Annotated in this window: 11 protein-coding genes and 1 riboswitch; of the genes, 5 read left to right on the top strand and 6 right to left on the bottom strand. The window is 74.9% G+C overall.

Translation table 11 applies throughout. The features are described 5' to 3' along the window. Positions 1-186: 186 nt before the first annotated feature. On the top strand, positions 187-951 hold the full coding sequence (locus IQ279_RS02620; RefSeq protein WP_206346582.1) for a nucleopolyhedrovirus P10 family protein: 765 nt from the start codon (positions 187-189) through the stop codon (positions 949-951). Between the two features lie 6 nt (positions 952-957). Here IQ279_RS02620 and IQ279_RS02615 read toward each other — a convergent pair whose 3' ends face one another. The 6 genes from IQ279_RS02615 to IQ279_RS02590 all read right to left on the bottom strand — a co-directional run bounded on the left by IQ279_RS02615 (position 958) and on the right by IQ279_RS02590 (position 7,695). Then, the gene (locus tag IQ279_RS02615; RefSeq protein WP_206346581.1) at positions 958-1,737 is read right to left on the bottom strand and encodes an enoyl-CoA hydratase/isomerase family protein; all 780 of its coding nucleotides are present in this window, start codon (positions 1,735-1,737) and stop codon (positions 958-960) included. Positions 1,738-1,847: 110 nt separating this feature from the next. Then, positions 1,848-2,069: a helix-turn-helix domain-containing protein gene (locus IQ279_RS02610; protein ID WP_175540892.1), complete on the bottom strand. Its 222-nt coding sequence runs from the start codon at positions 2,067-2,069 to the stop codon at positions 1,848-1,850. Positions 2,070-2,517: 448 nt separating this feature from the next. Beyond that, on the bottom strand, positions 2,518-4,116 hold the full coding sequence (locus IQ279_RS02605; protein WP_206346580.1) for an ABC-F family ATP-binding cassette domain-containing protein: 1,599 nt from the start codon (positions 4,114-4,116) through the stop codon (positions 2,518-2,520). A 170-nt stretch (positions 4,117-4,286) separates the two neighbouring features. Then, on the bottom strand, positions 4,287-5,672 hold the full coding sequence (locus IQ279_RS02600; RefSeq protein ID WP_206346579.1) for a hypothetical protein: 1,386 nt from the start codon (positions 5,670-5,672) through the stop codon (positions 4,287-4,289). A gap of 53 nt (positions 5,673-5,725) precedes the next feature. Beyond that, entirely contained in the window at positions 5,726-6,859 is a 1,134-nt protein-coding gene (locus IQ279_RS02595) for an alpha/beta hydrolase (protein WP_206346578.1), read from the bottom strand. Positions 6,860-6,999: 140 nt separating this feature from the next. Then, positions 7,000-7,695 (bottom strand): class II aldolase/adducin family protein, encoded by a 696-nt coding sequence (locus IQ279_RS02590; RefSeq protein ID WP_206346577.1) that lies wholly within the window; start codon positions 7,693-7,695, stop codon positions 7,000-7,002. Positions 7,696-7,910: 215 nt separating this feature from the next. On the opposite strand from IQ279_RS02590, the gene IQ279_RS02585 reads away from it, so the two are divergent. From IQ279_RS02585 to IQ279_RS02570, 4 genes are all read left to right on the top strand, one after another. Beyond that, the gene (locus IQ279_RS02585) at positions 7,911-9,146 is read left to right on the top strand and encodes an inorganic phosphate transporter (RefSeq protein WP_206346576.1); all 1,236 of its coding nucleotides are present in this window, start codon (positions 7,911-7,913) and stop codon (positions 9,144-9,146) included. Positions 9,147-9,174: 28 nt separating this feature from the next. Further along, positions 9,175-9,390 (top strand): hypothetical protein, encoded by a 216-nt coding sequence (locus tag IQ279_RS02580; protein WP_206346575.1) that lies wholly within the window; start codon positions 9,175-9,177, stop codon positions 9,388-9,390. Between the two features lie 265 nt (positions 9,391-9,655). Further along, a riboswitch (cobalamin riboswitch) is annotated at positions 9,656-9,781 on the top strand. A gap of 137 nt (positions 9,782-9,918) precedes the next feature. Beyond that, positions 9,919-10,974 carry a cobalamin biosynthesis protein gene (locus IQ279_RS02575; protein WP_206346574.1) on the top strand — a complete coding sequence of 352 codons (1,056 nt, stop codon included), beginning with the start codon at positions 9,919-9,921 and terminating at the stop codon, positions 10,972-10,974. After that, positions 10,971-12,524: a cobyric acid synthase gene (locus tag IQ279_RS02570; RefSeq protein WP_206346573.1), complete on the top strand. Its 1,554-nt coding sequence runs from the start codon at positions 10,971-10,973 to the stop codon at positions 12,522-12,524. Before IQ279_RS02575 ends, IQ279_RS02570 begins: the two co-directional genes overlap by 4 nt. Positions 12,525-12,589: the final 65 nt, after the last annotated feature.

The following is a 12,589-nucleotide window of genomic DNA, read 5'->3' as shown; positions in this document are numbered from 1 at the left end:
CTCCACGCTAGACACGATCGCCCCCTTTTGCCTCATGAGCGCACCGCCACATGGAGGAAGGACACGGCCGAGCGAAGCCCGTGGCGCAAGGCTGGGCACCGTTGGAGGGAGAACCCCGGAAAGCGCCGGCGGGGCACCGAACGGCCCTGCGGGACAGGCACCGGGGCCGGGAGAGGAGCGCAGACCATGGCCACGGACCGGTTGGCTCAGGCCGTACGGCGGCAGATCGGCTTCGGACGCCTGCTTCCGCTGGGCGGGGCGGAGGACGGCGCCTGGATCGCGGAGCGGGCGGCGGCCGGTGTGCTGCGGCAGGCGGCGGCCGGGCTGCCGGGGGTGCGGCCGGGCACGCTGCGGCTCTCCCCGGCCGAGCCCGGCGCGGGTGGGAGGCCGGCCGTACCGATGCCCCCCAGCGCCCTTCCGCCCGGCCCGGTCAGGATCTCCGCGGAGTTCGAGGCCGATGCCCGGGAGCCGCTGCCGGTGGCGGCCGAGCGACTGCGCTCGACCCTGGCCGAAGCGGCCGACAGGCGCCTGGGGCTGGTGGTGGCGGCGGTGGACCTGCAAATCACCGGACTGCTGGACGGGCCGGACGACGGGCCCCGGCCCGAGGAGCCCTCCGGGGAGCTAAACGGCGCCGGGGAGACCACGGACACCGGAGAGGCCGGGACCCCGGTCGGCGCCGCGGCGCTGGCCGTCGCGGGCGTGACACGGCTGGCCCCCGAGCTGGGGGGCGCGGCCCGGGCGCTGCGGATCGTGGACACCGGACCCGGCGACGGGGCCGGCGCGGCCCCCGGACGCCATGTGCGGGTCCAGTTCGCGGCCGCGGCGGACCACCGTGCGCTCGATGTGGCACGCGCGGTCCGCGCCGCGGCGGCACGGGCCGCGGCGGCCGGCGCCCCCGGGCCCGTCACGGTCGCGGCCGTGGTGACGGAGGTGGTGCGGGGCCCGGGGTGAGAGCGGTCAGTCGCCGATGCCGGCCAGGTCGCGCAGCCTGCGCGTCTGGGCCGCGCGCTCGGCGGCGCGCTGCTCGTCGTAGGTGCGGTCCCCCGCGCCGCGCAGCAGCGACTTGGTCTCGATCACCGCGTCGCGCGGGGCGGCGAGCAGTGCCGCGGCCAGATCCGCGGTGGCGGCCTCCAGCTCCGCGGCGGGCACCACGAGGTTGGCCAGGCCGGTCCGCTCGGCCTCCTCGGCGCGCACGAAGCGGCCCGTGGCGCAGATCTCCAGCGCGCGGGCGTACCCGACCAGGGAGACGAGCGGGTGGGTGCCGGTGAGATCGGGGACCAGCCCGAGGCTGGTCTCGCGCATCGCGAACTGCACGTCGTCGGCGCACACCCGCAGGTCACAGGCGAGCGCGAGCTGAAAGCCCGCGCCGACGGCATGCCCCTGGACGGCGGCGATGCTCACGACGTCGTTGCGCCGCCACCAGGTGAAGGCCTCCTGGTAACCGGCGATGGCCGTGTCGACCTCGGCGTCGGAACCGCGCGCCAGGTCGATGAAGGACGGCTCGCCGTCGAAGCCCTCGGGGGTGAAGGCCTGCCGGTCGAGCCCGGCGGAGAAGGACTGCCCCTCTCCGCGCAGGACGACGACGCGGATCTCACCGGGCAGCAGCCTCCCGGCCTCGGCCAGGGCGCGCCACATCGCGAACGTCTGGGCGTTGCGCTTGGCCGGGCGGTCGAGCGTGACCGTGGCCACGGCACCGTCCGCGACGAGCCGTACTCCGTCCTTGTCGAGCAGGGTCATGAGGGTCTCCCGGGGCAGTCCGCAGTCGGACGACTGTCAAGTGACTGAAGAGTAACCACCCGGCCGACCGGATGGCCGACCGGGTGGCGCCCCTCGGGACACCCTGGGTCTCAGGACGTCGCGGTCTTCTTGCCCCGCGTGGCGCCGCCGCGACCGCGCAGGGTCACGCCGGACTCGCTGAGCATCCGGTGCACGAATCCATAGGAGCGGCCGGTCTCCTCGGCCAGCGCCCGGATGCTCGCACCGGAGTCGTACTTCTTCTTGAGGTCAGCCGCGAGCTTCTCGCGCGCGGCGCCGGTCACCCGGCTGCCCTTCTTCAGAGTCTCGGCCACCCGTGCCTCCTCATGGGAAGTGCGCTCTGGACTCTCATGATCACCCCTTGCCGGTTTTCTGGCCACCCATTCGACAAGGTCCGTAAAACGTCCTCGGCGGCCGGACAAGGACCCAAGGGCCCCGGAGTGGGGCTTTCCATGGCTCTCTCGTGGTGCGCGCTTCCCTGCGGAGCGGGGAAAGAGCAGGTCAGAGCGTCGACCGGGGTTCAAGCGCAGGGAATGGGAGGTCTATGCCACACCCCCGGCGCCATCGACACCCGACCGCGCCGGAATACGAGCCGATCTCACTCAGATGATGGATCAAGCATCGGCCGAATGATCCAGAACGGTGTGATCACTACGCGCTCGCGGCGTGGCCGGGCCGTGGCGCAGACGGGACCGGGGGCAGGGCCGGGACAGATGTTCCTGCGCGGCGGGCGGGCACCGAAGGCGCCGCGGCCGGCTCCGCTCAGGCGAGCGCCACGAGGTCCGCGTACTCCTCGCCCCACAGGTCCTCCACACCGTCGGGCAGCAGGATGATCCGCTCCGGCTGGAGCGCGTCCACCGCGCCCTCGTCGTGGGTGACCAGCACCACCGCGCCGGTGAAGGTGCGCAGGGCGCCCAGGATCTCCTCCCGGCTGGCGGGGTCGAGGTTGTTGGTCGGCTCGTCCAGCAGCAGCACGTTGGCCGAGGAGACCACCAGCGTGGCCAGCGCCAGCCGGGTCTTCTCTCCGCCGGAGAGCACCCGCGCGGGCTTGTCCACGTCGTCGCCGGAGAACAGGAAGGAGCCCAGCGTCTTGCGGATGTCGACCAGGTCCATGTCCGGGGCGGCCGAGCGCATGTTCTCCAGGACCGTGCGGTCGCCGTCGAGCGTCTCGTGCTCCTGCGCGTAGTAACCGAGCTTCAGTCCGTGGCCCGCGACCACCCGGCCGGTGTCGGGCTTCTCCACCCCGGCCAGAAGCCGCAGCAAGGTGGTCTTGCCCGCGCCGTTGAGGCCGAGGATGACCACGCGGGAGCCCTTGTCGATGGCGAGCGAGAGGTCGGTGAAGATCTCCAGCGAGCCGTAGGACTTGGACAGCTCCTCGGCCATCAGCGGGGTCTTGCCGCAGGGCGCGGGGTCGGGGAAGCGCAGCTTGGCGACCTTGTCGGCCTGCCGCTCCCCCTCCAGTCCGGCCAGCAGCCGCTCGGCCCGGCGGGCCATGTTCTGGGCGGCCACCGTCTTGGTGGCCTTGGCGCGCATCTTGTCGGCCTGGGCGTTGAGGGCCGCGGCCTTCTTCTCGGCGTTGGCCCGCTCGCGCCTGCGCCGCTTCTCGTCGGCCTCGCGCTGGGTCAGGTACTGCTTCCAGCCCATGTTGTAGATGTCGATGCCCGAGCGGTTGGCGTCGAGGTAGAAGACCTTGTTGACGACCGTCTCCACCAGGTCGACGTCGTGGGAGATGACGACGAAGCCGCCGCGGTAGGTCTTCAGGAAGTCGCGCAGCCAGACGATCGAGTCGGCGTCGAGGTGGTTGGTCGGCTCGTCCAGCAGCAGGGTGTCGGCGTCCGAGAAGAGGATGCGGGCGAGTTCCACCCGGCGCCGCTGGCCGCCGGAGAGGGTGTGCAGCGGCTGGCCGAGCACCCGGTCGGGCAGACCGAGGCTGGCGGCGATGGTGGCGGCCTCGGCCTCGGCGGCGTAGCCGCCCTTGGTGAGGAACTCCGTCTCCAGCCGCTCGTACTTCCTCATCGCCTTCTCACGGGTGGCGCCCTGGCCGTTCGCCATCCGGTCCTCGTTCTCGCGCATCCTGCGCAGCACGGTGTCCAGACCGCGGGCGGACAGGATGCGGTCGCGGGCGAGGGCGTCGAGGTCGCCGGTGCGCGGGTCCTGGGGCAGGTAGCCGACCTCACCGGTGCGGGTGATCGTCCCGGCCGCGGGGGCGCCCTCGCCGGCCAGGCAGCGGGTCAGGGTGGTCTTGCCCGCCCCGTTGCGTCCGACCAGTCCGATGCGGTCGCCCCTGGCGATGCGGAAGGAGGCGGACTCGATGAGGATCCGGGCGCCGGCGCGCAGCTCTACTCCGGTGGCGGTGATCACGGAAAATACTCCTGGGCAGGGTGGACGTACGTACGTCGTCGGTCGGGGGCTGGGAGACGGGCGTACGCCGCTAATGCACGAGGAGGTTCACCATGCGCCCAGTCTAACGGCGGCGCGCAACCGGATTTCCGCGGCCGGGACGGCGGGACCGCCCGGGCCGCGGCCGCCCGTCACACCTCGCCGGTGTGGACCTGGAAGGCCGCACGGCGCACGGCCCTGGCCAGCACCGGGTCCGGGTGGGCCGCGGCGAGCGCGACCAGGACCTGGACGGTACGGGGGTGGCCGGTGGCGCGGACCGCGTCCAAAAGCTCGGGGACGGTGTTCTGCACGGCCGAGTCCAGGTGCTCCACCAGCACCTTTCCCTCCCCGTGGTCGGCGACGGCCGCGGCGGTGTCCACCCACAGCCAGGTGGCCTCCTCCCGGGTCAGGACGCCGGGGGCGCCGTTCGCCAGGTCCGCCGGGTCCGCGCCGTCGTGCTCGGCGAGCCAGAGCAGGGCGTAGGGGCGCAGGACGGGCTCGCCGGCCGCCTCGCGGACGGCGGACTCCGCGGGGGCGCCCACGGCGCGCAGCGCCTCGAAGGCCAGACCGCGGATGAGTGCGTCGTCGCCGCGGGCGGCCTCGATCAGTTCGGCGACGGCCGGGCCGGTGGGGCGTGCGGCCAGCCAGGCCCGGTACTCGGCACGGGCCTCACCGGGCGAGAGCCTGGCACAGCCGCGCAGCATGTCCTCGGCGTGCTGCTCGATGTTCCCCGCCGGGCTCTGGGCCGCGACGCAGATCTGCTCCAGCTTCACCCACACCGCCCAGTTGCCCAGCGGGGTGAGCACCGCCTGCCCGGGCCGGCCCCGGTCGTCCTCGGCGCAGCGGGTGAGGGCTCCGACGGCGGCGAGGCCGTCCAGGGCCCAGTCCAGGAGCGCGGGCAGGCAGTCGTCCGCGTCCCCGACAGGGCCGGGCGGCCCCGCCGGGGACGCCGCGCCGTCGCGCTCGGCACGGATCTCCGCGATGCGCCGCCTCAGCAGGTCCAGCAGGGCCGGCACGGTCACCGGGCCGGAGGACAGGTGCATCACCGACAGGAACTGCGGGGCCGCCACGACCACCTCCCCCACCGCCCCGGGGTCCGCGCCCTCGGGCGCGGGGTGGGCCAGCGACCAGGCGTCGAAGAGGGCGACCCAGCCGCGCAGCACGGCCGAGTCGTCGCGGTCCCAGGCGCGCAGCCGCCAGCCGGGCATGGCGGTGCCGTCGTGCAGTTCGATGAGTCCGGCGAGCCGGGCGCGGTCCCAGTGGACGGGGATCTGCTCCGCCGGTATCCGCAGTTCCCCGGCCACCCGCTCGGCGGCCGCCACCGGCGACAGGCCGGTGCCGTCGGCCCAGCGGGCCAGGCGCACCGCCTCGCTGAGGCAGGCCCGTGCCTGACGGGCGAGTTGGTCGCGTGGGGGCACTCCCTCGGGGGGCCTGGGCGCGCTCCGCCGGCGGCGCGCGCCCACGGCTCGGCGCGCGGCGGCTAGAGGCTGACGGGATACGAGGCGCAGCCGGGTGTCTCGCGGGGTACGGGACGTCACGGGAGCAGTGTTGTTGATGACGGCCCGAAAGCCCAAACGCCGGTCGCGGCGCCTCACATGAGCGGAGTGAGGAAGCGGCGCAGCGCCTCCTGGTAGCCCTGCGGATCGGCGTTCCACATGGCGGCGTGCGGAGCCTGTCCGACGATGTGCAGCGAGACCAGGTCCGGGCGCCGTTCGGCCAGTTCGCGGGAGGGTCCCCAGGGTGCGACGGCGTCGTCCGGGCCGTGCAGGACGAGCGTGGGCAGCCGCAGCTCGCCGGGGTCGCTCAGCTCGGAGTGGAGGTCCGGGTGGAGCCGGGCGCGGCCCTGCGCGGCGCGCACCGCCAGCGGCAGCAGGGGGGCGGGGATGTGGCGGGCGCCCGCCAGGGCGCGCAGGGTGGCCCTCCAGTCGAGCACGGGCGAGTCCAGGATCAGCCCGGTGAGGAAGTCGCGGACCGGGGACTCGGCGGCGGCCCGCAGCGCCATGGTGGCCCCGGTGGACCAGCCGTACAGCACGATGCCGCGGGCGCCGCGGCCCAGGGCGTGGCGGATGGCCGCGTCGAGGTCGCGCCACTCGGAGTCGCCCAGGTGCACGGTGCCGTCGGGCGACCGGGGCGCCCCGGGATCGCCCCGGTAGGCGGGGACGAGCACGGGGACGCCCATGGCGTTCAGGAAGGGCAGGACGTTCATGGGGTGCTCGCGCGTGGCGCCCAGACCGTGCACGGCGATGATCCACACGTCGCGCAGGGCGGGCAGGTACCAGGCGGGCAGGGGGCCGAGCTCGCCGGGCACCTCCACGTCCGCGTACTCCAGCCCCAGCGCGTCCCCGGGGTTTCCGGTGTGGAGCTGCGGGGTCAGCCGCACCCGGTCCCCGGTGGCGAGCCGTCCGCGGTCCACCCGCTCCAGGCGCCGTACGACGGTGTCGGCGGAGGAGGGGATGTCGAGCACGGTTCCGACGACGGCGTGCCGGCCGGGGCCGGTGAGGGCGTAGGTGCCGGGGAGCTGGGAGATGAGGGACCGGGTCAGGGTGACCTGCCCCGCCGCGGTGGCGTGGACGGTCAGCTGCGGACCCTCGAAGCCGGCGGGCAGGGAGTGCCCGGAGGACGGCCTGAGGGCGGCGGTGGCCGCGTACCGGCCGGCCACGACAGCGGCCGCTCCGGCACCGAGCGTGGTGAGGGCGGTCAGGGCCGCCGTTCTGCGCAGACTCATCGTCTCCAAGGATGGCGGCGTGGTGCCGCCGGGGCCAGCGGGCGGGCTCCGGCGGGTGAGCGGGGACGGGCCGGGACCGGCTCCCCCGCCCGGCGCCGCCGGCGCCGGTGTCGCCCACCTCGTACCCCGCCCGCGCGGCGTCATCCGTCCCGGGGCGAGCGGGTGCCGGGCGGCTCGGCGCGGGCGGGCCGGCCGTGCTGCCCGTAGCCGCGCAGCCGCTCGGCGACGCGGTCCAGCTCCCCGGGCGGCAGCAGGGACGGGGTGCGGCCGGGCACGGAGGCGGCGGCGAGCCAGACCCGGCACATCCACTCCAGCTGGGCGGTGTCGTCGTACGCCCGGCCGAGGCTGTCGGCGTACACGAGCGTGCCGTGGTTGCGCAGCAGGCAGCCGCTGCGGTCGCGCAGTGCCTCCAGCGCGTGGGCGGCCAGCTCCTCGCTGCCGTAGGTGGCGTACGGCGCCACGCGGACCGGGCCCCCCAGGGCCGCGGCCATGTAGTGGACCGCCGGGAGTTCGTCGACGAGGGTGGAGACGGCGGTGGCGTGCACGGCGTGGGTGTGGACGATCGCCGCGGCACCGGTGGAGCGGTACACCGCCAGGTGCATCGGCAGCTCGCTGGTGGGCACGAGGTCGCCGGCCACCGGCCGGCCGTCCAGGTCGACGGCGCACGGTTCGTCCGGACCGAGGCGGTCGTACGCGATGCCGCTGGGGGTGACCAGTACGGTGTCGCCGACCCGCACCGACACGTTGCCCGAGGTGCCCACGACCAGACCGTCCGCCACCGTCCGGCGGGCCGTGGCCACCAGTTCCCTCCAAGCGTCCGCCCAGGCCGACCGCATCCGCACCACCTCCGGCGGGGCACTCTAACGGCGGCGGGCCCGTGCCGGGGCGGGCGGTGCGCCGGAGCGCGCGGGGGCGGGCCCTTACCGCACCGTGCGACCCTGCGCACACAGGCCACACGAGACACCGTGACGCCGTTCCCAGTTCACCTTGCGTTCATCCGGCATCCTTACCTTCGCCGAGTACTTGCCCCCTCGACCGATTGCCTGGGTGAATGGAAAACATCACGCTTCTCATCGGGATCGTGATCGTCACGGCCTTGGTGTTCGACTTCACCAACGGTTTCCACGACACGGCCAACGCCATGGCCACCACCATTTCCACCGGGGCGCTCAAGCCCAAGACCGCGGTGGCGATGTCGGCGGTCCTCAACCTCATCGGCGCCTTCATCTCGGTCGAGGTCGCCGCGACGATCTCCAAAGGCCTCATCAACGAGGACTCCGGCATCGAACCCGCGGTGATCTTCGCGGGGCTGGTCGGCGCGATCCTGTGGAACCTGCTGACCTGGCTGGCCGGGCTCCCCTCCAGCTCCTCGCACGCCCTCATGGGCGGTCTCCTCGGTGCCACGATCGCCGCCGTCGGCATCGGCGCCGTCTCCATCGGCGCCGTCTTCATGAAGGTGCTGATCCCGGCCCTCGTCGCGCCCCTGGTCGCCGGCATCGCGGCCATGCTCGCGACCAGGCTGACCTACCGGATCAGCCGCAACGCCGAGGAGGGGCAGGTCGCCAAGGGCTACCGCGCCGGGCAGATCGCCTCGGCCGGCCTGGTCTCCCTGGCCCACGGCACCAACGACGCGCAGAAGACGATGGGTGTCATCACCCTCGCGCTGATCTCCGGCGGCGTGCTCGGCGCCGACGCCGACCCGCCGCTGTGGGTCATCGCCTCGGCCGGTATCGCCATCGCGCTGGGCACCTACCTGGGCGGCTGGCGGATCATCCGCACCATGGGCAAGGGCCTGACCGACATCCGCCCGGCACAGGGCTTCGCCGCCCAGACCAGCTCGGCCGTCACCATCCTGGCCTCCTCCCACCTGGGCTTCGCGCTCTCCACCACGCAGGTCTGCTCCGGCTCGATCATGGGCTGCGGCCTGGGCCGCAAGGGCGGTGTGGTCCGCTGGAGCACCGCCGGCCGCATGGTCGCCGCCTGGGGCCTGACCCTCCCGGCCGCCGGTCTGATCGCCGCGGGCTCCGCGCTGCTGGCCGTCCAGGGCGACTGGGGTGTCACCGTGGTCGCCATCGTCTCCGTCGCCGCCATCGCCGCCATCTGGTTCGCCTCCCGCCGGGAGCCGGTCGACCACACCAACGTCAACGACGTCGAGCCGGCCGAGGCGGAGGACGCGGGCGTGGTCACGGCCGCGGTGCAGGCCGTCGCCCCGCCGCCCACCGCCGCCATGGAGGAGGCCGAGAAGGCCTCCGACACGCCGGCGAAGACCACCGTCTCCGCTCCCTGAGCCCGAGCCCCGCGAAGGAAGAAGCACCATGGACATCGACTGGGCCGCCCTCGGCCAGGTCTTCGGCGTCAGTCTCGTGATGACGGTCGGCCTGGTGGGCCTGTTCACCCTCGGCATCGTCGGCCTGGGCACCAACGACAAGTCGCAGGGCGGCTCCTCCGCCCTGGCCCGCGTCGGCGCCTACGCCAGCTACGCCCTGTGCGCGGCCGCGGTGGCGTACGGCATCTACATCATCGCGGCCTGATCAGACCTGATCGGCCCCTCAGGTCTCGTTACGCCCTCCCCGGCGCCTCCCCCGGCGTACACGGCCTCCCCGGGCTCGTCCGGCGCCCACCGCGCCCTCCCCGCGTTCCCGGTCCGCCCCGGGACACGAGCGCCGCGGCGTACTACCGGCGCACCCCCGGCGTGCGCCGTGTGCGCTTGCGCACAGTGCGCCACCGCAGGTCACGGGTGAGTTGACGCGCCTCCCCGGCCGTGGTGGACTTCCCGTTGCCAAACGGCGGCAGGAGAGGAAGCCGGTGCGAATCCGGCGCGGTCCCGCCACTGTCACCGGGGAGCGCTCCCCCACCCAGCGTCACGGCCCGCACATCGGGCTGGAAGGCCGGGGGAGGCGCCGATCCGGGAGCCAGGAGACTCTCACCGCCGGTCACGTCGAGCCAGGGCGAGGACCCTGAGTGAGGACATACCGCCATGCCCGGCACCCTGTCTGCCGCACCACCTCCATCCCGCTGCGCCACCGGTTCCGCACGAGGTGTGACGGCCGGCTGACGCGATGCGTGCCGATCACGCCCTCCCCCCGGCCATCGCTCCGGCGGACACCGGCCTCCCCGCCGCCCCCGGCCTTCCGGCCGCGGGCTACGCGTGCGGAGCTGTCCTGGGGTGTCTGCTCGACCTGATCGCCGGCGATCCGCGCCGCGCGCACCCCGTCGCCGCCTTCGGGCGCGCGGCCGCTGCCGCCGAGCGCCTGCTGTGGCGCGACCACCGCGGCGCGGGTGCGCTGTACACCGCCGTGTGCGCGGGCGGCGCCGCGGCGGCCGCGGCGGCGCTGGACCGTGCGGTGCGCCGCTCCCCCGCCGCCCGTACCGCCCTCACGGCCGCCGCCGTCTGGGCGGTGGTCGGCGGTACGACGCTGGCGCGCGAGGCCCGCGAGATCGCCGCCGCACTGGAGGCGGGCGACCTGGAGGCGGCCCGCGCCCGGCTGCCGCACCTGTGCGGGCGCGACCCGCAGGCGCTGGACGCCGACGGCATCGCCCGGGCGGTGGTCGAGTCCGTCGCCGAGAACACCTCCGACGCCGTGGTGGGCGCGCTGGTGTGGGGAGCGGCCGCCGGTGTGCCGGGGCTGGCGGGCTTCCGGGCCGTCAACACCCTGGACGCGATGGTCGGTCACCGCTCACCGCGCCATCTGCGCTTCGGCTGGGCCTCGGCACGGCTGGACGACGTGGCGGGGTGGCCCGGCGCCCGGCTGACCGCGCTGCTGGCCGCGCTCGCCGGCCCCGATCCGCGCGGCGCGCTGCGCGCCTGGCGCGCGGACGCCCGCCGCCACCCCAGCCCCAACGCCGGTGTGGTCGAGGCGGCGTTCGCGGGTGCGCTGGGTCTGCGGCTGGGCGGGACACTGTCGTACGGCGGGCGCGTCGAGCACCGGCCGGCCCTGGGCGCCGGCGGCCGCCCGGTGCGGGTGGAGGACATCGAGCGCGCGGTGCGGCTCTCACGCCGGGTGTGCGCGCTGGCGCTGGCGGTCTGCGGCGCCGCCGGGGCGCTGCGGGAGACCCGCTCCGTACGGCCGGGGAAGCGGCGGCGGGGGCGGCCGACATCGGGGGGCGGGCTGTGACGGGCGGCGGGCTGCTGATCGCGGGAACGACCTCGGACGCGGGCAAGAGCGTGGTCACGGCGGGCGTCTGCCGCTGGCTGGCCCGCAGGGGCGTGAAGGTGGCGCCGTTCAAGGCGCAGAACATGTCGCTGAACTCCTTCGTGACGCGCGAGGGCGCCGAGATCGGCCGCGCCCAGGCCATGCAGGCCGCCGCGGCCGGTGTGGAGCCGAGCGCGCTGATGAACCCCGTGCTCCTCAAACCGGGCGGCGACCGCTCCAGCCAGGTGGTGCTGCTGGGCAGGCCGGTGGGTGAGATGAGCGCGCGCGGTTACTTCGGGGACGCCGGGCCGTCGCCGTCCCCTGGCGGGGTGCGGCGCGCGGGAGGGCGGGAGGAGTTGCTGGAGACGGTCACCGACTGCCTGGCCGAACTGCGCCGCACCCACGACGCGGTGATCTGCGAGGGAGCCGGCAGCCCGGCCGAGATCAACCTGCGGCGCACCGACATCGTCAACATGGGCCTGGCGCGCGCCGCCCGGCTTCCGGTCGTGGTGGTCGGCGACATCGACCGCGGCGGGGTCTTCGCCTCCCTCTTCGGCACCACCGCCCTGCTGGCGCCCGGGGACCAGGCGCTGGTGGCGGGCTATCTGGTCAACAAGTTCCGCGGTGACGTCACGCTCCTGGAACCCGGTCTGGAGATGCTGCGCGGCCTGACCGGCCGCCCGGTGCTGGGCGTCCTGCCCTACGCGCACGGGCTGGGCATCGACGAGGAGGACGGGCTGCGGCTGTCGCTGCGCGGAGGGGTGCGCGAGTCGGCCGTCGCGCCGCCGCACGGCCGCGACGTGCTGCGGGTCGCGGTGGTGCCCGTGCCGCTGATGTCGAACTTCACGGACGTGGACGCGCTGGCGGCCGAGCCGGGGGTGGTGGTGCGGTTCACCGACCGGCCCGAGGAACTGGCCGACGCCGATCTGGCGATCGTGCCGGGCACCCGCGGCACCGTGCGGGCGCTGGCCTGGCTGCGCGAGCGCGGCCTGGCCGGCGCGCTGGCCCGCAGGGCGGCCGAGGGCCGCCCGGTGCTGGGGATCTGCGGCGGCTTCCAGCTGCTGGGCGAGCGGATCGAGGACGAGGTGGAGTCGCGCGCCGGAACGGTCGACGGTCTGGGCCTGCTGCCGGTGCGGGTGCGCTTCGAGGCGGAGAAGACCCTGGCCCGGCCGGTGGGCGAGGCGCTGGGCGAGCGGGTGGAGGGATACGAGATCCACCACGGTGTGGCCGAGGTCGCCGGCGGCGACGAGCCGTTCCTGGACGGCTGCCGCACCGGCTCGGTGTGGGGCACGCACTGGCACGGCTCGCTGGAGGGCGACGGCTTCCGGCGTGCGTTCCTGCGGCGGGTGGCCGCCGACGCGGGGCGGGCGTTCGTCCCCGCCCCGGACACCTCCTTCGCCGCGCTGCGCGAGGAGCAGCTGGACCGGCTGGGCGATCTGGTGGAGGAGCACGCCGACACCGCCGCGCTGCTGCGGCTGATCGAGGACGGCGCGCCCGCGGGTCTGCCGTTCGTGCCGCCGGGTGCGCCGTGAGCGGCGCGAGCGGGACGGACAGGACGACCGAGACGACCGAGACGACCGGTGCGACCGGAAGGACC

The sequence above is a fragment of the Streptomyces verrucosisporus genome, assembly GCF_017114865.1.
Classification (GTDB): Bacteria; Actinomycetota; Actinomycetes; order Streptomycetales; family Streptomycetaceae; genus Streptomyces; species Streptomyces fenghuangensis.
Note: the sequence above shows the minus strand (reverse complement) of the source record. Positions and strands in the feature narration are given on the sequence as shown.

Excerpts from the sequence above, each read along its gene's own strand:
- IQ279_RS02580 (WP_206346575.1), top strand. The coding sequence starts at position 9,175 with ATGGACATCGACTGGGCCGCCCTCGGCCAGGTCTTCGGCGTCAGTCTC.
- IQ279_RS02590 (WP_206346577.1), bottom strand. The coding sequence starts at position 7,695 with ATGCGGTCGGCCTGGGCGGACGCTTGGAGGGAACTGGTGGCCACGGCC.
- IQ279_RS02620 (WP_206346582.1), top strand. The coding sequence starts at position 187 with ATGGCCACGGACCGGTTGGCTCAGGCCGTACGGCGGCAGATCGGCTTC.
- IQ279_RS02615 (WP_206346581.1), bottom strand. The coding sequence starts at position 1,737 with ATGACCCTGCTCGACAAGGACGGAGTACGGCTCGTCGCGGACGGTGCC.
- IQ279_RS02595 (WP_206346578.1), bottom strand. The coding sequence starts at position 6,859 with ATGAGTCTGCGCAGAACGGCGGCCCTGACCGCCCTCACCACGCTCGGT.
- IQ279_RS02585 (WP_206346576.1), top strand. The coding sequence starts at position 7,911 with ATGGAAAACATCACGCTTCTCATCGGGATCGTGATCGTCACGGCCTTG.
- IQ279_RS02575 (WP_206346574.1), top strand. The coding sequence starts at position 9,919 with ATGCGTGCCGATCACGCCCTCCCCCCGGCCATCGCTCCGGCGGACACC.